General features: G+C 67.5%; 17 protein-coding genes. 10 read left to right on the forward strand and 7 right to left on the reverse strand.

Annotated features, from left to right (window positions below; translation table 11 throughout):
- Nucleotides 1-84 precede the first annotated feature (84 nt).
- From hisD to CKO28_RS19935, 7 genes are all read left to right on the forward strand, one after another.
- Entirely contained in the window at nt 85-1332 is a 1248-nt protein-coding gene (hisD, locus tag CKO28_RS19905) for a histidinol dehydrogenase (protein ID WP_338050195.1), read from the forward strand.
- 66 nt (nt 1333-1398) lie between these two features.
- Nucleotides 1399-2418, forward strand: a complete 1020-nt coding sequence (locus CKO28_RS19910; RefSeq protein WP_200342570.1) for a YeiH family protein — start codon at nt 1399-1401, stop codon at nt 2416-2418.
- Nucleotides 2419-2454: 36 nt separating this feature from the next.
- The gene (locus CKO28_RS19915) at nt 2455-3690 is read left to right on the forward strand and encodes a DegT/DnrJ/EryC1/StrS family aminotransferase (RefSeq protein WP_200342571.1); all 1236 of its coding nucleotides are present in this window, start codon (nt 2455-2457) and stop codon (nt 3688-3690) included.
- Between the two features lie 160 nt (nt 3691-3850).
- Nucleotides 3851-4861, forward strand: a complete 1011-nt coding sequence (gene tauA, locus CKO28_RS19920) for a taurine ABC transporter substrate-binding protein (RefSeq protein ID WP_200342572.1) — start codon at nt 3851-3853, stop codon at nt 4859-4861.
- A 68-nt stretch (nt 4862-4929) separates the two neighbouring features.
- Nucleotides 4930-5703 carry a taurine ABC transporter ATP-binding protein gene (locus CKO28_RS19925; protein WP_200342573.1) on the forward strand — a complete coding sequence of 258 codons (774 nt, stop codon included), beginning with the start codon at nt 4930-4932 and terminating at the stop codon, nt 5701-5703.
- Nucleotides 5703-6575 (forward strand): ABC transporter permease subunit, encoded by an 873-nt coding sequence (locus CKO28_RS19930; protein WP_200342574.1) that lies wholly within the window; start codon nt 5703-5705, stop codon nt 6573-6575. The genes CKO28_RS19925 and CKO28_RS19930 overlap by 1 nt, the downstream gene beginning before the upstream one ends.
- A 43-nt stretch (nt 6576-6618) precedes the next feature.
- Nucleotides 6619-7809 (forward strand): threonine synthase, encoded by a 1191-nt coding sequence (locus CKO28_RS19935; protein ID WP_200342575.1) that lies wholly within the window; start codon nt 6619-6621, stop codon nt 7807-7809.
- A 78-nt stretch (nt 7810-7887) separates the two neighbouring features.
- Here CKO28_RS19935 and CKO28_RS19940 read toward each other — a convergent pair whose 3' ends face one another.
- Nucleotides 7888-8685, reverse strand: coding sequence for a FadR/GntR family transcriptional regulator (locus CKO28_RS19940; RefSeq protein WP_200342576.1), 798 nt, complete (start codon nt 8683-8685; stop codon nt 7888-7890).
- Between the two features lie 220 nt (nt 8686-8905).
- Here CKO28_RS19940 and CKO28_RS19945 point away from each other — a divergent pair, with 220 nt between their 5' ends.
- The 3 genes from CKO28_RS19945 (at nt 8906) to CKO28_RS19955 (ending at nt 12021) form a co-directional block, all read left to right on the forward strand.
- A complete protein-coding gene (locus CKO28_RS19945) occupies nt 8906-9919 on the forward strand; it encodes a TRAP transporter substrate-binding protein (protein ID WP_200342577.1) in 1014 nt (337 codons plus the stop codon).
- Nucleotides 9920-10121: 202 nt separating this feature from the next.
- The gene (locus tag CKO28_RS19950) at nt 10122-10709 is read left to right on the forward strand and encodes a TRAP transporter small permease subunit (RefSeq protein ID WP_200342578.1); all 588 of its coding nucleotides are present in this window, start codon (nt 10122-10124) and stop codon (nt 10707-10709) included.
- Complete coding sequence (locus CKO28_RS19955) at nt 10702-12021, forward strand: TRAP transporter large permease (RefSeq protein ID WP_200342579.1); 1320 nt, start codon at nt 10702-10704, stop codon at nt 12019-12021. The genes CKO28_RS19950 and CKO28_RS19955 overlap by 8 nt, the downstream gene beginning before the upstream one ends.
- A gap of 66 nt (nt 12022-12087) precedes the next feature.
- Here CKO28_RS19955 and CKO28_RS19960 read toward each other — a convergent pair whose 3' ends face one another.
- The 6 genes from CKO28_RS19960 to preA all read right to left on the reverse strand — a co-directional run.
- Nucleotides 12088-12930, reverse strand: a complete 843-nt coding sequence (locus CKO28_RS19960; protein ID WP_200342580.1) for a fumarylacetoacetate hydrolase family protein — start codon at nt 12928-12930, stop codon at nt 12088-12090.
- A 20-nt stretch (nt 12931-12950) separates the two neighbouring features.
- Nucleotides 12951-13694, reverse strand: coding sequence for an SDR family NAD(P)-dependent oxidoreductase (locus CKO28_RS19965; protein ID WP_200342581.1), 744 nt, complete (start codon nt 13692-13694; stop codon nt 12951-12953).
- A 143-nt stretch (nt 13695-13837) separates the two neighbouring features.
- Nucleotides 13838-14635, reverse strand: a complete 798-nt coding sequence (locus CKO28_RS19970) for a GntR family transcriptional regulator (RefSeq protein ID WP_200342582.1) — start codon at nt 14633-14635, stop codon at nt 13838-13840.
- Nucleotides 14625-15518: an NAD(P)-dependent oxidoreductase gene (locus CKO28_RS19975; RefSeq protein WP_274611022.1), complete on the reverse strand. Its 894-nt coding sequence runs from the start codon at nt 15516-15518 to the stop codon at nt 14625-14627. The genes CKO28_RS19970 and CKO28_RS19975 overlap by 11 nt, the downstream gene beginning before the upstream one ends.
- 21 nt (nt 15519-15539) lie before the next feature.
- On the reverse strand, nt 15540-17348 hold the full coding sequence (locus tag CKO28_RS19980; RefSeq protein ID WP_200342583.1) for an IlvD/Edd family dehydratase: 1809 nt from the start codon (nt 17346-17348) through the stop codon (nt 15540-15542).
- A 233-nt stretch (nt 17349-17581) separates the two neighbouring features.
- Nucleotides 17582-19003 (reverse strand): NAD-dependent dihydropyrimidine dehydrogenase subunit PreA (gene preA / locus CKO28_RS19985; RefSeq protein ID WP_437127641.1); only part of this gene is annotated, 1422 nt, incomplete at its 5' end.

Genomic DNA, 19003 nt, shown 5'->3' on the forward strand with positions numbered 1-19003 from the left:
ACTGGAACCCCTCGGCCATATCCCGCCGGCGGAGGCAGAGGCGAAATTTTTCGAGCTGGACGATCAGGCCGCCATGGCGGCCTGATCGTCCAACCACCGCAGCCTCCGAGAAACCCGGGACACCTCAGCGGCGGCGAGGCGACGGCCCGTGGCTACGCCCGTGAGCTGGACGGCTGGGAGGGCGAGATCGCTGTCTCCCGCACATGCATCGCCGAGGCCGCGGAGCGTGTCCCCCAGGCGATTAAGGACGACGTGCACTTCGCCTACGATCGCGTCCGCCGGTTTTCCGAGGCGCAGCGCGACAGCCTGTCGTCTTTCGAGATTGAAATTTCGCCGGGTGTCTGGGCGGGCCAGCGCAACATCCCGATGGCTGGGGCCGGCTGCTATGTGCCGGGCGGGCGGTACTGCCATTTGGCTTCGGCGCTGATGAGCGTGGCGACAGCGAAGGTGGCAGGTGTCCAGCACGTCACCGCGTGTTCCCCGCCGCGCGGGGAACAGGGCATCCATCCCGCCGTCCTGTACGCGCTGGACTATAGCGGGGCAGACACCATTCTGACGATGGGCGGCGTGCAGGCCGTGGCGTCCATGGCTTTCGGCCTGTTCACCGAGCAGCCCGCCGACATCCTGGTCGGACCGGGCAACCAGTTCGTTGCCGAGGCCAAACGCGCCCTTTTCGGCCGGGTGGGCATCGATCTGTTCGCCGGTCCGACCGAGATCTTGGTGATCGCCGATGATACGGCGGACCCGGACATCCTCGCGGCAGATCTGGTGGGGCAGGCCGAGCACGGCAGCAACTCCCCGATCTGGCTGATCACGCTCTCGCGCGGGCTTGCGGAAGCCGTGGCCGACCGCACTCGGACCCGCATCGATTCGTTGCCCGAACCCAACCGCACCAACGCCCACGAGGCTTGGCGCGATTGCGGGGAGATCGCGGTCACGGGCTCGCCGGCCGAGGCCGCAGCCTTGAGTGACCGCTACGCGCCCGAACATTTAGAGGTTCACGCCGCCGAGTTGGACTGGTGGCTCGCCAACCTCACCAACTACGGTTCGCTGTTCCTGGGCGAGGAGACGACGGTCGCCTACGGCGACAAGACGTCGGGGCCGAACCACATCCTGCCAACCAAGGGCGCGGCCCGTTACACCGGCGGCCTGAGCGCGATGAAGTTTCTCAAGACGCTCACCTACCAACGCATGTCGCGCGAGGCGAACCGCGAGATCGGTTCTGTGACCGCGCGGATGTCGCGGCTGGAGGGCATGGAGGCTCACGCGCGCTCCGCCGACGCGCGCTTGGCCAAATATTTTCAGGGGGAACCTTTCGATCTGGGGTATTGAGGCCATGCCGGGCGTACCAGCCACGTCGCGGCCGCGGTCCGTCCGCGCCGGTCGCGCGGGCGGGCCATGACGGAAGAGATCGCGCCGCCGGCGCGCTGGGTGCAGATCCGGGGGGAGGCAAGGCGTCTTTTCCCGGGCCTCTTGGTATGCCTGACGATCGCCGCGGCCGCCCGCTTTCTGGCGAACCACTACGGCGCGCCACATATGCTTTTCGCCCTGCTTCTCGGGATGGCCTTCCACTTCTTGAGCGAGGACACCGTTTGCCGGCCGGGCATCGACATCGCCACGAAATACGTCCTGCGCACCGGCGTGGCGCTACTCGGGACCCGTATCACGGTGGAGGCGGTGATGTCGCTGGGCCTCGGGGCGGTCGCGCTCGTGGGCACCGGGACTTTCCTGACCATCGCGGTTGGCATTTTGATCAGCCGGGCAGCGGGCTACCCCAAGACCTTCGGGGTGTTGACCGGCGGGGCCGTCGGCATTTGCGGGGCGTCGGCGGCGCTGGCGATCGCGGCTGTCCTACCAAGCGGGCGAAAAAGCGAGCAGAACACCGTGTTCGCCGTTATCGCGGTGACGACACTGAGCACGATCGCCATGATAGTTTACCCGATCATCGCACGGTCGCTCGGCCTGGAGACGCTCGCGGCGGGCCTCTTTCTTGGCGGCACGATCCACGATGTCGCCCAGGTTGTGGGGGCCGGATACAGCCTGTCCACCGAGATCGGCGACACATCGACGATTACGAAACTCTTCCGAGTGGCCATGCTGGTGCCGGTCGTGTTCGTACTGTCGCTCGCCTTCGGGCGGCAGACCGGCCCGTCGCGCCAGCAGCTACCGGTGCCGTTGTTCGTGCTCGCGTTTTGCGCGCTCGTCGCCATCAACAGCGCCGGTTGGATCCCCGCTGGCATTGCGCGGATCACGGAGAGCGCGTCCGGCTGGTTCCTTGTCGCCGCGATCGCCGGGCTCGGTATCAAGACATCGCTGAAGCAGCTCGCCCAGGTCGGTCCGGGCCCGGTTGCTGTCATGGTGGCGGAGAGCCTGTTTCTGGCGGGCTGGGTGCTGGGCGGGGCGGTCTGGCTGCTTTGAGGCCGGATGTCCGGCGCGAACGAGAGGAGGTCGGTGATGACCAAACCGGATGACGCGTCAAAGCGGCTACGTCCGCTGAGCGAGGTCGAGAGCATCCCCCAGGCAGGGATCGAGGCCGCCACGGCCGTGATGCGCTCGGGCCAGCTGTTCCGCTACGGCGAGTTCGGCAGCGACGGGCAGCCCGCCGCCCGTTTGGAAGAAGAGTTCGCCGCCCACATCGCCAGCCGATACGCGGTCGCCGTTAATTCCGGCGGCGGCGCGATGTTCCTGGCCCTGCGCGCGCTGGGCGTGGGACCGGGAGACCGGGTGCTGACCAACGCCTTCACCCTGGCACCCGTGCCCGGGGCGATCGCGCACGCCAACGCCGAGCCCGTGATGGTCGAGTGTACACCCGATCTCAAGACCGATGTCGCCGACCTCGAAGCCAAAGTTCGCGAAAGCGGGGCCCGGATTTTCCTGCTCTCACACATGCGCGGTCACATCTCCGACATGGACGCCGTGCGCGAGGTCTGCGGGCGGCACGGCGTGACCCTCGTCGAGGACTGCGCGCACACCCTGGAGGCGTGCTGGAACGGGGTGCCGACGGGGCGTCTGGGCGAGATCGGCTGCTTCAGCTTCCAGAGCTTCAAGCACATGAACGCGGGCGAGGGCGGCATGCTGGTGACAGATGATCCGGACATCGCCGCACGCGCCATCCTGCTGTCCGGAAGTTACATGCTCCACTTGCAGCACGGCGCCCGGCCGGACGCGGCGGTGTTCGAGCGCCACACGTACACGACACCCAATCTAAGCATGCGCATGTCCAATCTGGCGGCGGCCGTTCTGCGCCCGCAGATCCCGCTGCTGCCCGAACGGGCGGCGACCTGGCGGCGCCTGCACGACGTGATCGGCGACCTGCTCGACGGGGTCGAGGGCGTGACCCGGCCGGTGCGGCATCCGCGCGAGGACTACGTCTGTAACGCCATCCAGTTCTTTGTCGAGGATCTCGATCCCGGGCGGATGACGGCGTTCTTGAACCGCTGCGCGGAAGAAGGTGTGCCGGTGAAATGGTTCGGTGCGGCCGAACCGGTCGGCTTCACCAGCACCTACCGCTCATGGCGGTACGTCGGCGAGTTGCCGGACCTGCCGGCGACGGACCGGACGTTGCGGTGTCTCTGCGACATGCGCATCCCGCTGGGCCTCACCGACACGGAGTGCCGGACGAGTGTCTCGACGATCGATCGCGCCCTCCAGGATGTCCGAAGCTCGTCCCGCGTATCGTCGCCGCGATGACGCTTCGGGACCGCCGGTACCGCCTGTAGGCCGGGGCACACGCGTCCGGCCGGCGCGCCGGGCCATGCCGAAGGCTTTCCGGACATTGCGGTATCGGCATTAGCCCGCCCCAGAGCGGGCGCCTAGGCTGACCCATGAAGAAGTTACAGGGAGGTTCAAAATGTACCCCAAACTCAGAAACCTGATTGCCGGCGCCGTCGGCGTCGGCTGCCTGGCGGCCGCGGCCGCCCCGCAGCAGGCCGAGGCGGATACGGTGACCATCGGCCACTTCGGCGTCCCCACTCCCTGGAAGGTCGCCGCGGCCAACGGGGCCTTCGCCGATGCCACGGGCGTCGACATCGACTGGCGGCAGTTCGATTCCGGGGCGAAGGTGATCTCGGCCCTCGCCTCCGGCAGCGTCGATCTGACCGCGCTGGGATCGAGCCCAAGCGCGGTCGCGATCGCGCAGGGTGTCGACATGGAAGTCTTCTACGTCGACAAGGTGTTCGCTTCGGCGGAGGCGTTCGCCGTACGCGACGGTGCGGGGATCACCGCCCCGCAGGACCTGCGCGGCAAGACGATCGCGGTGCCGCTCGCTTCGACGACGCACTTCCACCTGCTGTTCGCGCTGGAGCAGTTCAACATTCCCCGCAGCGAAGTGGAGATCGTCAACATGTCGCCCAACCAGGCGGTCGCCGCCTGGAAGCGCGGTGACATCGACGGCGCGTTCGTCTGGAACCCGGCGCTGGGCGAGATCCTGAAGAGCGGCCGGCTTCTGATCACCTCCGGCCAACTCGCCCAGTGGGGCAAGCCGACCTTCGACGGGTTCGTGGCCGATCCGGAGTTCGCCGACGAGAACCCCGAGTTCATGGTCAGCTTTGTCGAGACGCTGGCGGACATTAACGCCCGGTACAACGCCGAGAAAACGGAATGGACCCCGGAGTCCAAGCCGGTCAAGACGATCGCCAGCTTCACGGGCGCAGATCCGAACCAGGTGCCCCAGGTGCTCGGCGGCATCGGCTTTCTAAGCCTCGAGGAGCAGGCCTCCAAGCAGTGGCTCGGCGGCGGCGTGGCGACCGCTCTCGAGGCGACGTCCGTGTTCCTTAAGAACCAGGGCAAGATCGACGAGGTGCGGGAAGACTACGGCCAGGTCGTGGATCCTAGCTGGGTCGAGAAGGCCCGCGCCAACTAGCTCTGGCTCACTTGTGACGGCCGGGCGGTCCGCCGCCCGGCCGTCGTGGCCTCGAAAGGGTGGCGACAATGAGCACGCTCCAAGCCGACAACGTTTCGGTGGTTTTCCCGGCGGACTCGGGGGACGTCCACGCCCTGGACAAGGCCAGCCTGACGATCGGCGAGGGCGACTTCGTTGTCGCTCTCGGAGCGTCCGGGTGCGGTAAGACGACTCTGCTGAACGCGATCGCCGGTTTCCTCGCGCCCACGGAAGGGACGATCGCGATCGACGGCACGCCGATCGGGGGGCCCGGCGCCGACCGGGCGGTCGTGTTCCAGAAGCACGCGCTTATGCCCTGGCTGAACGTGATCGACAACGTCGCCTTCGGTCTGCAGATCCAGGGAGTCGAGCGTGCGAAGCGCTATGAAATGGCTAATCAGTACCTGAGCCTGCTTGGCCTCGAGGGCTTCGAGACCAGTGCGGTGTACCAGCTCTCCGGCGGGATGCAGCAGCGCGTCGGGGTCGCCCGCGCGCTCGCGACCGATCCCGAGATCCTGTTGATGGACAAACCTCTGGGCGCGCTCGACGCGCTGACCCGGGAAAGCGTTCAGGAAATCCTGCTGCGGGTCTGGTCGGAGACGCGCAAGAAGGTCTTTTTCATCACCCACAGCGTCGAAGAGGCCCTGTTCCTCGGTACCAAGCTGATCCTGATGTCGCCGCGACCCGGGCGGATCACCCACACCTACGATCTCGACTTCTCCCGCCGCTACCTGCGCGGTGAGCCCGCGCGGGCGATCAAGGCGTCCCAGGACTTCATCGAGATGCGCGAGGATGTCCTCAGCCGCATTCACGGAGACGCGTGATGACCGTTGAAGCGAACCACAAGCAGGCCGGTCGCGGCATCGCGCGGGTGTTGATGAACATCGGGCGCCGCCGTCGTCCGACCACGGAGGTCTACGGCCAGCCGGGTGCCGGCCGGAGCAGCCTAATCAGCTTCGCCACCGCATTTGTCCTGCTACTGGTCTGGTGGCTGGTCACCAACGCGGAGCTGGTCAAACCGCTGTTCTTGCCGCCGCCGGAGATGGTGTTCGACAAGTTCGTCGAGGTATCGAGCGAGGGCTTCAACAACGCCACGTTGTTCGAGCACGCGCTGCAGAGCATCATGCGCGTGTTTGCAGCGTTCGCGCTCGCTTGCGTGACAGCGATTCCGATCGGCATCGGCATGGGCGTGAACAAATTGATGCGCGGCCTTTTCGATCCGCCGATCGAGTTCTACCGGCCGATTCCGCCGCTCGCCTATCTGCCGCTCATCATCATTTGGTTCGGCATCGGCGAAACCAGCAAGATCCTTCTGATCTATCTCGGCATATTCGCGCCGCTGGCACTTAGCGCGCGGGCGGGCGTGCGCTCGGCCTCGATCGAGCAGATCCACGTCGCCTACAGTTTCGGGGCAAGTCGATGGCAGGTTCTCAAGCACGTCGTCTTCAAGGCGGCCCTGCCCGAGATCCTAACCGGCATGCGCATCGCCATTGGCTTCGGTTGGACCGTTCTGGTCGCCGCAGAGATGGTCGCCGCGACATCGGGCCTCGGCTACATGGTGCTCTCCGCCTCCGAGTTCCTGAACACCAGCGTGGTGATCCTCGGGATCATCGTCATCGGCTTCCTGGCCTACATGTTCGACATGATCATGCGCTTTATCGAAGGGAAGCTGGTTCCGTGGAAAGGGCGCGCTTAGCAGGGCCGCCAGCCTCTCCACCCGAAAGACAAAGAGGATTGGGATGACCGTTCAGACCTTCGCCACGCACTTGGAATGCTCGGAAACCGGGGCGCGTTACGACATCGACCGGCCGCAAGGTCTCTCCGAGGCCGGCAAGCCGCTGCTCGTCCGCTACGACCTGGGCACCCTAGCGGATACGGTCAGCAAGGCCGACATCGCGACTTCGAGCGCGCCGGGCTTCTGGCGCTACGCTTCCTTCTTGCCTGTCAAAGAAGCCCGGAACCGCGTGTCCCTGGGCGAGGTCGTGACCCCAATTATTCCGCTCAAAAGCTTTGGGCGGAACCTCACGGTGAAGGATGAGGGACGCCTGCCGACCGGCTCGTTCAAGGCGCGCGGCCTCGCGCTGGCGGTTTCGCGGGCCCGGGAGTTGGGGATCGAACACCTAGCGATGCCGACCAACGGCAACGCCGGCGCCGCCCTAGCCGGGTACGCCGCGCAGGCCGGCCTGAAGGCGACCGTCTTCTGCCCGGCCGACACGCCGGAGATCAACATCCGCGAGACGGCAGCGATGGGCGGCACGGTCTACCGCGTCGACGGCCTGATCAACGACTGCGGCAAGTACGTCCAGCAGGGCAAGGAGAGCCAGGGTTGGTTCGACACCTCCACCCTGAAGGAGCCCTACCGGATCGAGGGCAAGAAGACGATGGGCCTGGAACTGGCCGAGCAGCTCGACTGGCGCCTGCCCGAGGCGATCTTCTACCCCACCGGCGGCGGGACCGGCCTGATCGGGATGTGGAAGGCGTTCCACGAGCTGCGCGAGCTCGGCTGGCTTGAAGGTCCGCTGCCCAAGATGATCGCCGTGCAGGCCAGCGGGTGCGCGCCCATCGTGCGGGCTTGGCAGAACGGCGCGCGCCACGCCGAGTTGTGGCAGGATGCGCGCACGTTCGCCGCCGGAATTCGCGTGCCGGCCGCCGTGGGGGATTTCCTGATCCTCGACGCGGTTCGCGAGTCCGGCGGCTGGGCGACGGCGATCGACGATGACACGATTATGGAAGCCCGGGACCGCGTGGCCCGGCAGACCGGAAACTTGCTGTGTCCGGAAGGGGCGGCGACTTTCGCCGCCTGGGAAGAGGCCGTGGGCTCTGGGCAGATCTCCGCCGATGCCGAAGCGGTCCTGTACAACTGCGCCACCGGGCTCAAGTATCCGCTGCCGGATCGTGCCTTCAGGGCCGAAGATAGTGTAACAGACTGAACCGGTCTTTTCTTAGCTCGATTTTGAGCAAAGTCGAGCCAAGAATTGGCGGTCGGACCGGCGGACAACGGGACCGGGTTACCCGTCGTCCGGTGTCTCGTCCAGGCGGCGGGCGCGTTTGACGTCCTCGCGATTGCGCGCGACCAGTTCGTGCATAAGGTGCCGGGCTTCCGCGCCGTCGCGGTGCTGCACGGCGTGGGCGATCGCGCGGTGGTGGGCGAGGTTCTCGGCGAACGCGGACCCGGCCAGCATGCCGGTCGCGAAGTTCACCCGGAGGAGCAGCTCGATGGCGTGGAACATGCCGAGCAGCAGCCGGCTGTCGGCTGCCTCGAAGATCACGCGGTGAAACCGGATGTCGGCGTCGAGCGCGGCCGCCGAGATTTCCGGCAGGGTCTCCATCGCCTCGACCGCTTCCCAGAGCCGGATCACCTGGCTCATCTTCGCCCGCTCGGCGGCGAGGGCGACCGCCTCGGGCTCCACGATCGCGCGCATTTCAACCAGTTCGTCGACCAGACGCGCGCGATCGCTGGGGTTCTCGAGCAGCCAACCGATCACGCTGGTGTCGAGCAGGCTCCATTCGGCGTGCGGCTGGACGATCGTGCCGGCGCGCCGGCCGGTCCGCAAAAGCCCCTTCCCCGCAAGCATCTTGACCGCCTCGCGCACGGCGTTGCGGCCGACCCCGAGGGCCCTGGCAAGCTCCGGTTCGGTCGGCAGCGACTGTCCAGGCTGGTAGACGCCGCCAGCGATCCGGCGGCCCAGCGTATCGGCGACCTCGTGCACCCGGCCCTCGCGGGTGGTCGTCTCCCGGGCGGCCGCGTCCGTGGCCGACGTATGCTGGCTCTCCGCACCGTCCATCGTATCCTGTCGTCCCACCATCCAATCCGTGTTCGCGTTGTGGCGACCGGGCCAACGAAGGCTCGTGCTCGAATTATCATGGGATGTTTAGCGCTTGTCATCCCTTGATGTGCTGGCGGAGTTGCGAGAAACTCCGTGCCGGTGCGCGACGGCTTGTCACAGCACCCGGGGGATCGTGCATCGGGCCCCCGGCAATAAGCAACGCAAAGCAACGCCACAGACTCCCTGGGAGGAAACCCTCATGATCAAAAAGCTACTCGCGGCCACGGTCGCGCTCGGCGCGCTCGCGACCGCGGCGCAGGCGCAGGACACCTACGACCTGCAGTTCCAGAGCAGCGACAACTCCGGCACGGCTGCGTTCCAGATCCAGCAGCAATGGGCCAACAAGGTCGAGGAGATGTCGAACGGGCGCATCCAGGTCGAGATGCTCCCGGTTGGCTCGATCGTGGAGTACAGCGAGACGCTGACCGCGGTTGGCGCCGGGATCCTGGACGGCCACATCACCGACAGCTCCTATTTCACGGGTAAGGACCCGGCGTTCGCCCTGATCGGCAATCCGGTCGGCGCCTATTCGAGCCCCGAGGAGCTGCGCGCCTTCTTCAACGAGGGCGGCGGCACCGAGCTGTACAACGAAATCCTCAACCCCTACGGGGTGCAGTTCATCGGCCCGGCCGCCCAGACGGCCGAGTCGATCCCGTCCAAGCTGCCGATCGAGAACGTCGATGACCTGAAGGGCGTGAAAATGCGCGCGCCCGAGGGCATGGTGCAGTCGGCCTTCGCCGCCGCCGGTGCCTCGCCGGTGAACCTGCCGCAGTCGGAGGTGTTCACCGCGCTCGACAAGGGCGTGATCAGCGCCGCCGACGCGACCACGCTGGCGACCAACCATTCGATGGGCCTGCACGACGTGGCCAAGCACCCGATCTGGCCGGGTTTCCACTCGCTGCCGCTCAACGAGGTGTCGATTACCAAGAGCACCTGGGATTCGATGTCCAAAAAGGACCGCGAGATCCTCGATGACTCTGTCGAGTGGTACGCCGAGACGCTCGCCAAGCAGATCCGCGCCAAAGACAAGAAGGTCGCGGAGCAGCTGCGTCAGCGCGACGACGTGACCATCCACACCTGGTCGGAAGAGGCGAAGAAGGAATTCCGTCAGATCGCCCAGGAGCAGTGGAAGGACTACGCCAAGCGTTCGGAGAACGCTCAGAAGGTCTACGACGCGCTGACCTCCTACCTGAAGTCGCAGAACCTGCTCTAACGGCTTGAAGAGAGCAAGGTCGCGGAAGGTTTACCCAGCCTTTCAGCTGGCTCTTGCCCCCGCCTGAAGGAGTTCGAGCGAAAATCAGCCAGAAGGCCGATCCGGCCTTCTGGCCTTTCGCTTTTGGGCTCCTTCCGGCCGTCACGACAGGATCGGCCCGGCGGCGGTACCGCCGCCGGGCCCGCGACGGGGGAGGAACGACATGGCGATGACGGAAAGCGGGCGCGACCAGTTCGGCACACCGCAGGATCGGGTGTCAGCCGTTCTGGTGCCGCTGGCCCGGCCGGTTAGCATCATCTTCGTCTTCATCACCGTCTTTACCTTTTACGAGGTGGTGATGCGCTACGTGTTCAACGCGCCCACCTTCTGGGTGCATGAGACGACGACAGCCCTAGCCGCGGGCTGCTTCGCTTTCGGCGGCGCCTACTGCGTGGCGATCGACAAGCATATCCGGGTGGTGCTGCTCTACGACACGGTCAGCCCGAATATCCGGCGATGGCTCGACGTCGGCATCTCGCTGATCGGCTGCGCCTCCTGCACGCTGATGTCCTGGGCCGCCTGGGACATGGTCTCCGAGGCGTTCTGGATGCCCTCGGGCGAATTCCGCATGGAAACCAGCGGCAGCGCCTGGAACCCGCCGACGCCGGCGATCGTCAAGGCGGTTCTGTTCGTGATGCTGTGCACCATGGCGGTGCAGTTCTTGCTCCAGACGGTCCGCCATATCCGCCGGGATCCGAGCCGGGAAAGCCAGCCCGGCGCCCCGGGCGAGGAGGTCACCGAGGATGTTTGATCTCTCGGCCCTCGGCATCGAGGCCGGCAGCATCGTCATGTTCGCGATGCTGCTGGGGCTGCTGATCACCGGCATGCCGCTGGCGTTCGTCACCATTCTGGTGGCGCTGATTTTCGCGCTGGGCTGGTTCGGGCCGATGGCGGTCCCGATCGTGACCACGCGGATCTACTCCTTCATCACGCAGTACGTTTTCGTCTCCGTGCCGATGTTCGTGCTGATGGCGTCGATCCTGGACCGATCAGGGATCGCGCGCGACCTGTTCGACGCCATGCGCTTGGTCGCCGGGCGGTTGCGCGGCGGCGTCGGCGTGCAGACGCTGCTGGTGGCGGTCGTGCTCGCCGCCATGTCCGGGATCATCGGCGGCGAGATCGTGCTGCTCGGCCTGCTCGCGCTGCCGCAGATGCTGCGTCTCGGCTACGACCGGCGGCTGGCGATCGGCATCGTCTGCTCCGGCGGCGCGTTGGGCACCATGATCCCGCCGTCGATCGTGCTGATCATTTACGGTCTGTCGGCCAACGTCTCGATCAGCGAGCTGTTCACCGCCTCGTTCGTGCCGGGGCTGATGCTGGCCTCGCTCTACGCCGCCTACGTGCTGATCACGGGCTACCGCAGCCCGGAGAAGGCGCCGGTTCCCGCCGACGACGAGGGCGAGGTCCCGCTGGCGCAAAAACTTTCGCTTCTGAAGGGGCTGATCCTGCCGCTGCTGGTGGTGGCGTTCGTGCTGGGATCGATCTACGGCGGCATTGCGTCGGTCACGGAGGCCTCGGCGATCGGCGTGGTCGGCGTTGTGCTGTCCACCCTCATCCGGGGTGAATTAAACTGGAAGATGCTGTCCGACGCCTCGATGCAGACGCTGCGCACCTGCGGCATGATCGTCTGGATCGGCGTCGGCGCCACCGCTTTGATCGGGGTCTACAACCTGATGGGCGGGATCGACTTCGTCGAACGGACGCTGACCGGCGTGTCCGAGGATCCGCTGGTGGTGCTGATCGTGATGATGATCATCCTGGCGGTCCTGGGGATGTTCCTCGACTGGGTCGGGATCGCGCTGCTGACGATCCCGATTTTCGCGCCGATCGTCTCCTCGCTCGGCTACGACCTGATCTGGTTTGGCGTGCTGTTCGCGCTCAACATGCAGATCTCGTTCCTGTCGCCGCCGTTCGGACCGGCCGCGTTCTACCTGAAGAGCGTGGCGCCGCCGGACATCACGCTCGGCGTGATCTTCCGCTCGCTGCTGCCGTTCATCGCGCTCCAGTTCATTGCGCTGGTGCTGGTGATGGTCTTCCCGGAACTCGCCCTCTGGTACAAATAGAAAAGGCCGGCGGCCCCCTGAACCCGGGGCCGCCGGCCGATCGGCTGCACGCTGTCGTGGCGGGCGTTACGCGGCGATCACCCGCTGGCGCTGGCTGCCCAGCTTTTCGACGCCGAGCTCCATCACATCGCCCGCGTTGAGGAACTGCTGCGGGCGCATGCCCTGGCCGACACCCGGCGGTGTGCCGGTCGGGATGATGTCGCCCGGCTCCAGCGTCATGAACTGCGAGGCGTAGGAAATCAGGTGCGGCACGGTGAAGATCAGCGTGCGGGTCGCGCCGGTCTGCTTGCGCTCGCCGTTCACGTCGAGCCACATGCTGAGTTCGTGCGGGTCGCCGACCTCGTCGCGGGTGACCAGCCAGGGGCCGAGCGGGCCGAAGGTGTCGTGGCTCTTGCCCTTGGTCCACTGGCCCTGGCGGTCCTGCTGGAAGCTGCGCTCGGAGACGTCGTTCATGACCGCGAAGCCGGCGACGTGGTTCATCGCGTCGGCTTCGGCGACGTATTTCGCCCGGCTGCCGATCACGATCGCCAGCTCGACCTCCCAGTCCATCTTCTCCGAGCCGCGCGGCTTCTCGACATCGTCGTACGGGCCGGAGAGCGCGGAGACGGCCTTCATGAAGATGATCGGCTCGCTCGGCTCCGGCATGTTGCTCTCGGCGGCGTGGTCGGAGTAGTTGAGCCCGATGCAGGCGATCTTGCGCACCCCGCCGACGCACGGGCCGTAGCGGGGCGCTCCGTCGACGGCGGGCAGTGTGCTCGGGTCGATGCGGCGCAGGCGGTCGAGCCCGGCATCCGACAGCGTCTCGCCGGCGATGTCGTCGACATGGCCGCTGAGGTCGCGGAGCGTGCCCTGGTCGTCGACGAGACCCGGCTTCTCCGCGCCCTTTGAGCCGTAACGCGCGAGTTTCATGTGTCTTTCCCCGTTGAGTATCAGTAAACGGCGCGGCCGCCCGAGATGTCGAACACGCCGCCGGTGGTAAACGAACAGTCCTCCGAGGCGAGCCACGCGATCATGGCGGCCACCTCGGCCGGCTCGACGAAGCGGCCCATCGGGATCTTCGAGAGCATGAAGTCGATGTGCTCCTGGCTCATCTGGTCGAAGATCGGCGTGCGCGCCGCCGCCGGCGTCAGGCAGTTCACCAGCACGCCGGTCCGCGCCAGCTCCTTGCCGAGCGACTTGGTGAGCCCGATCAGCCCGGCCTTCGAGGCCGAATAGTGCGAGGCGTTCGGGTTGCCCTCCTTGCCGGCGATCGAGGCGACGTTGACGATCCGGCCGTAGCCGTTCGCCATCAGGTGCGGCACCACCGCCCGGCAGGTCAGGTAGGGCGCGATCAGGTTGACCTCGACGACCTTGCGCCAGGTCGCGGGGTCGAGTTCCCAGGTCTTGGCATTGCCGCCGGTGATGCCGGCGTTGTTGACCAGAATGTCGACGCGGCCGTCGCGGGTGGCCGCCTCGGTGGCCTCGCCAACGGCGGTCTCGTCGGTCAGGTCGAGCGCGCGGCCGGACGCCTGCGGACCGAGCCGTTCGGCGGCATCGGCCACGCCGTCCGTGTCGATGTCCCACAGGATGACGCGGCCACCGCCGTCGATGACGCGCTCGGCCGCGGCATAGCCGATGCCGCGGGCGCCGCCGGTGATGATGGCGACGCGGTTGTTCATGTCGATCTTGTTCATCGGCGTTTCCTCCGACCTGCTGGCCGCGCCTGGACACCGGCGCGATCGCGCCCCCTTGTCGCACATCGGCGACCGGGAAACAATGTATACATTGTTCTGGCATTCGGTCCGACCGGCGCCGGTGCGCCGGGCTTGACGACGGGTCAGCCCGCGCCGCCGCTTGCCACGAAAGGCTGGCCGCGCAAGAGCTCCAGCGTCTGGGCGTCGGCGCGCATGCGGTGCGCACGCATCAGCCGCTCCGCCTCGGCTTCGTCGCCGGCGCGGATCGCCTCGAAGATGCTGCGGTGCTCGGCGTCGGAGCGGGTTGGGCTGGCGCGCAGCGGCACGATCGCGAGGCGGGCGCGGTACTGCTGGTCCCAGTACAGGCGCAGCGTCGACTGCAGGCGCGCGTTGCCGGACGCGGCCGCGATCGTGGAATGAAACTCGTCGTCGAGGCGTGACCAATGTTCGATCCGACCCTGCTGGGTCGCGTGCTCCATGGCGTCGAGCAGGCCACGCATCCGCTCGGCTGCCTCGGTCGACAGGCCGCGCAGCGCCGCCAGGCCCGCCGCGCGCACTTCCAGCGCGGAGAACACCTCGTAGATCTCGGCGAGGTCGTCGAGCGACAGCGCGTTCACGGTGATGCCGTGGCGCGGGCGGATGGTGACCAGCCCCTCCTTCTCGAGCCGGATCGTCGCCTCGCGGATCGGGGTGCGGCTCATCGCGAGCAGGGTGGCGAGCTCGGTCTCGAGCAGGGTGGTGCCGGGGGCCAGCCCGCCCTCGAGGATCCGGTAGCGCATCTCGCGATAGGCCCGCTCGCGCGCCGGCAGGGTTGGATCGGTGTTGCGGCTCGGCCGGGCGCGCGCGCCGTCCAGGGCGGCCGGCGCCGCCCGGCGGCGCGGCTGCCGGTCGGCCGTCCCGGCCGGGCTGTCGTCGTCCCAGTCGGACGCGCTATCGCTCATCGCGCCGGATGCCGTTCATGTCCTGGACGAAATCGGAAAGCGTGGGCAGATAGTCCGCCCCGCGGCCCTGCGCCTCGGCGGCGGCGAAGCCGTTCTTGACCACCGAGGAGACGTGGCTGGAGATCCCGCTCTCGTTGGCGAGCGAGACCAGGTAGCGCATGTCCTTGTGCGCGTTGGCCAGGGCGAAGCGGTGCGCTTCCGGATCGCCGCCGACGACATACGCCATGAACGTCTGATAGAAGCCGCAGTCCATCCGCCCGCCCGAGATCACGTCGTGGAAGGTGGCGGCATCGACGCCGTTTTTCGCGCCGATCGCCAGCGCCTCGGAATAGAGCGTGGCGTAGCCGAGCGAGATGAAGTTGTTGAGCAGCTTCATCGTGTGCCCGGCGCCGACGTCCCCGACATGCAGCAGGCGCCCGGCCCAGCAGTCGATCACCGGACGCACGCGTTCGAAGTCGGCCTCGGCGCCGCCGGCCATGCAGTCGAGCGTGCCTTCCCAGGCCTCCTTCGGCGTGCGGCTGAGCGGCGCGTCGACGAGAGCGGCCCCGGCGGCTGCGCAGCGCGCGGCGAGCTGGCGGGTCGAAACCGGATTGGAGGTCGAGCAGTCGACCACCGTTCCCTGGAACCCGGCCGCCAGCAGGGCCTCGACCGCGGTCTCGACCTCGGGGCTGCCGGGCAGGCACAGGACCACCAGCTCGGCGGCCGCGGCCAGACCGGCCAGGTCCGAAGCCTCCTCGGCGCCGCGGGTCTTCAGGTCCTTGACCGGGTCGCGGTTGCGGTGGCCGACCACCGTCAGGGGATAGCCCGCCTCGACGATGTTCTTCGCCATGCCGTGGCCCATCAGGCCGACGCCGACGAAGCCGACACGTGGCGTTCCGCTCAAAGCGCTTCTCCGTGGCCAGTGTCAGTGGTTGTCGCGCGGCACGCGCGGCATGGTGCCGTCCGCGCCGCCCTGCGCCAGCCGGCGATAGCGCACCGCGGGCTCCAGCACCGCGCCGGTGCCGAGCTGCGATACGATCCCGCGCTGGATTTCCTGCCAGGGCGTCTGATGCGCCGGGTAGGCGTAACCGCCCTGGGCTTCCAGCTCCCGGCGACGGGTCTCCAGATCCTCGTCGGAGACCAGCATGTCGGCGCGCCCCCGGCCGAGGTCGATCCGCACCCGGTCGTGCGTGCGCAATAGCGCCAGACCGCCGCCGGCCGCCGCCTCGGGCGAGGCGTTCAGGATCGAAGGCGAGCCGGAGGTGCCGGACTGCCGCCCGTCGCCGACGCAGGGCAGTGCCGTGATGCCGCGCTTCAGCAGGTAGTCCGGCGCGCGCATGTTCACGACTTCCGCCGCGCCCGGATAGCCGATCGGCCCGGCGCCGCGCATGAACAGGATCGAGTTTTCGTCGATCTCCAGCGCGGGATCGTCGATCCGGTGGTGGTAGTCCTCGGGCCCGTCGAACACGACCGCCTTGCCCTCGAACGCCATCGGGTCGTCCGGGTTCGACAGGTAGCGCTGCCGGAAGTCGTCGGAGATCACCGAGAGCTTCATGATCGCGCTCTCGAACAGATTGCCCTTGAGGATGCGGAAGCCGGCGTTCTCGCGCAGCGGCCGGTCGTAGGTGCGGATCACGTTCTCGTCAGCGATCTCGACGCCGCGGCAGTTCTCGCCGATCGTGCGGCCGTTGACGGTCAGCGCGTCCTCGTGGATCAGGCCCTGGCCGATCAGCTGGTTGACCACCGCGGGTACGCCGCCGGCGTGGTAGTAGTCCTCGCCCAGGTACTCGCCGGCGGGCTGCAGGTTGACCAGCAGCGGGATGTGCTCGCCCTGCTCCTGCCAGTCGTCGATCGAGAGATCCACGCCGATGTGCCGCGCCAGGCCGGTGATGTGGATCGGCGCGTTGGTGGAGCCGCCGATCGCGGAGTTGACCCGGATGGCGTTGAGGAACGCGTCGCGGGTCATGATGTCGGAGGGCTTCAGGTCCTCGTGCACCATCTCGACGATGCGCTTGCCGGTGCGCCACGACATCTCCTGGCGGTCGCGGTAGGGCGCCGGGATCGCCGCCGAGCCGGGCAGCTGCATGCCGAGCGCTTCGGCGAGCGAGTTCATCGTCGTCGCCGTGCCCATGGTGTTGCAGTAGCCGGTCGAGGGCGCGGACGACGCGACCAGGCTGATGAAGCCGTCGTAGTCGATCTCGCCGCGCGCCATCATCTCGCGCGCCTTCCAGACGATCGTGCCGGAGCCGGTGCGCTCGCCGCGGAACCAGCCGTTCAGCATCGGCCCGACCGACAGCGCGATGGCGGGGATGTTCACCGTCGCCGCGGCCATCAGCAGCGCCGGGGTGGTCTTGTCGCAGCCGATCGTGAGCACGACCCCGTCGATCGGATAGCCGTACAGCGATTCGACCAGGCTGAGATACGAGAGGTTGCGGTCGAGGCCCGCGGTCGGGCGCTTGCCGGTCTCCTGGATCGGGTGGACCGGCACCTCGAGCGCGACACCGCCGGCATCCCGGATGCCGTCGCGCACGCGGTTGGCGAGTTCGAGATGGTGGCGGTTACACGGCGACAGGTCGGAACCGGTCTGCGCGATCGCAATCACCGGCCGGCCCGACTGCAACTCCTCTTTGCTCAGCCCGAAGTTGAGATAGCGCTCCAGGTAGAGCGCCGTCATGTCGGGGTTGAGCGGGTTGTCGAACCAGGCGCGCGAGCGCAGCTTCTTGTCGTCGGTCATCCTGCCTCCGGGCATTGCGCGGCCGTGCACCGGCGGTGCACGGCCGCTGATAATGTATACATTATGACGGCGAGGCTGAAAAAGGCAACGTCAGATGACGCCGCGGGCGCGCCGCCCGGGTATCGGCGGATCGCGCCGGCGCCGGCGCTCAAGGCACAGATGAACCCGGCGGGGCGCGTCGGCCAGGGGCCGCGGGGCGCCCCGCGCCCGGTACGCGCTGGACCGGACGCCGGCTACTCCGCCGGTTCGGTCTCGCTGGCGCAGGCCTGCGGGTTATTGGGGTGGGTGGTCCAGTTGCCGTAGGCGGTGGTGATCGCCATGCCGGTGCGCGGGTCGATGCCGTCGGTCAGGTGCTCCATGGTGATGCAGTCGGGCACCGGGCAGACGTCGACGCACAGATTGCAGCCGACGCACATCTCGTCGATCACCTCGAAGTGGCGGACGCCGTTCTTGGTCGCGGTGATCGCCTGGTGGGAGGTGTCCTCGCAGGCGATGTGGCAGCGCCCGCACTTGATGCAGCTGTCCTGGTCGATCCGCGCCTTCACGACATAGTTCAGGTTCAGGTACTGCCAGTCGGTGACGTTGGGCACCGCCTTGCCGACGAACTGGTCGACACGGTCGTAGCCCTTCTCGCGCATCCAGTTGGCGAGGCCCGATTTCATCTCCTCGACGATGTGGAAGCCGTAGACCATCGCCGCCGTGCAGACCTGCACGTTGCCCGCGCCCAGCGCCATGAACTCGGCGGCGTCGCGCCAGGTGGTGATGCCGCCGATGCCGGAGATCGGCAGGCCGCGGGTCTCGGGATCGCGGGCGATCTCGGCCACCATGTTGAGCGCGATCGGCTTGACCGCCTCGCCGCAGTAGCCGCCGTGGGTGCCCTTGCCGTCGGTGGTCGGCGCGGGCGCCATCAGGTCCAGGTCGACGCCGGTGATCGAGTTGATCGTGTTGATCAGCGACACCGCGTCGGCGCCGCCGGCCTTGGCGGCGCGGGCGGGCTTGCGCACGTCGGTGACGTTCGGGGTCAGCTTCACGATCACCGGCATGCGGGTGTTCTGCTTGCACCAGCGGGTGACCATCTCGACGTAGTCCGGGACCTGCCCGACCGCCGAGCCCATGCCGCGTTCCGACATGCCGTGCGGGCAGCCGAAGTTGAGCTCGATGCCGTCCGCACCGGTCGCCTCGACCCGCTTGACGATCGCCTTCCAGCTGTCCTCGGTGCACGGAACCATCAGCGAGACGATCATCGCCCGGTCCGGCCAGCGCGCCTTGACCGCCTTGATCTCCCGCAGGTTGGTCTCCAGCGGCCGGTCGGAGATCAGTTCGATGTTGTTGAAGCCGATCACCCGGCGGTCGCTGCCGTAGAGCGCGCCGTAGCGGGGGCCGGAGATGTTCACGATCGGCGGGTCCTCGCCCAGCGTTTTCCAGACCACCCCGCCCCAGCCGGCCTTGAACGCCCGTTCGACGTTGTAGGCCTTGTCGGTCGGCGGCGCGGAGGCGAGCCAGAACGGGTTGGGCGACTTGATGCCGAGGAAGTCCGTGGAGAGATCGACCATGGCGTTGGCTCCCGGCCGCAGGCGCGGCGCTTGAGGTAGGCGGAACAGGGGGGGCAGCGGGTTGGGGCCGGGAGCCAACGCCATGGTCGATCTCTCCACGGA

The sequence above is a fragment of the Rhodovibrio sodomensis genome (genome assembly GCF_016583645.1).
Classification (GTDB): domain Bacteria; phylum Pseudomonadota; class Alphaproteobacteria; order Kiloniellales; family Rhodovibrionaceae; genus Rhodovibrio; species Rhodovibrio sodomensis.

What these genes read in the sequence shown, in the direction of transcription:
- CKO28_RS19965 (WP_200342581.1), bottom strand. Translation starts at nt 13,694, where the DNA reads ATGAACAAGATCGACATGAACAACCGCGTCGCCATCATCACCGGCGGC.
- CKO28_RS19940 (WP_200342576.1), bottom strand. Translation starts at nt 8,685, where the DNA reads ATGGTGGGACGACAGGATACGATGGACGGTGCGGAGAGCCAGCATACG.
- CKO28_RS19955 (WP_200342579.1), top strand. Translation starts at nt 10,702, where the DNA reads ATGTTTGATCTCTCGGCCCTCGGCATCGAGGCCGGCAGCATCGTCATG.
- CKO28_RS19935 (WP_200342575.1), top strand. Translation starts at nt 6,619, where the DNA reads ATGACCGTTCAGACCTTCGCCACGCACTTGGAATGCTCGGAAACCGGG.
- CKO28_RS19925 (WP_200342573.1), top strand. Translation starts at nt 4,930, where the DNA reads ATGAGCACGCTCCAAGCCGACAACGTTTCGGTGGTTTTCCCGGCGGAC.
- CKO28_RS19970 (WP_200342582.1), bottom strand. Translation starts at nt 14,635, where the DNA reads ATGAGCGATAGCGCGTCCGACTGGGACGACGACAGCCCGGCCGGGACG.
- tauA (WP_200342572.1), top strand. Translation starts at nt 3,851, where the DNA reads ATGTACCCCAAACTCAGAAACCTGATTGCCGGCGCCGTCGGCGTCGGC.
- CKO28_RS19945 (WP_200342577.1), top strand. Translation starts at nt 8,906, where the DNA reads ATGATCAAAAAGCTACTCGCGGCCACGGTCGCGCTCGGCGCGCTCGCG.
- CKO28_RS19910 (WP_200342570.1), top strand. Translation starts at nt 1,399, where the DNA reads ATGACGGAAGAGATCGCGCCGCCGGCGCGCTGGGTGCAGATCCGGGGG.
- CKO28_RS19915 (WP_200342571.1), top strand. Translation starts at nt 2,455, where the DNA reads ATGACCAAACCGGATGACGCGTCAAAGCGGCTACGTCCGCTGAGCGAG.
- CKO28_RS19960 (WP_200342580.1), bottom strand. Translation starts at nt 12,930, where the DNA reads ATGAAACTCGCGCGTTACGGCTCAAAGGGCGCGGAGAAGCCGGGTCTC.
- CKO28_RS19950 (WP_200342578.1), top strand. Translation starts at nt 10,122, where the DNA reads ATGGCGATGACGGAAAGCGGGCGCGACCAGTTCGGCACACCGCAGGAT.
- CKO28_RS19980 (WP_200342583.1), bottom strand. Translation starts at nt 17,348, where the DNA reads ATGACCGACGACAAGAAGCTGCGCTCGCGCGCCTGGTTCGACAACCCG.
- CKO28_RS19930 (WP_200342574.1), top strand. Translation starts at nt 5,703, where the DNA reads ATGACCGTTGAAGCGAACCACAAGCAGGCCGGTCGCGGCATCGCGCGG.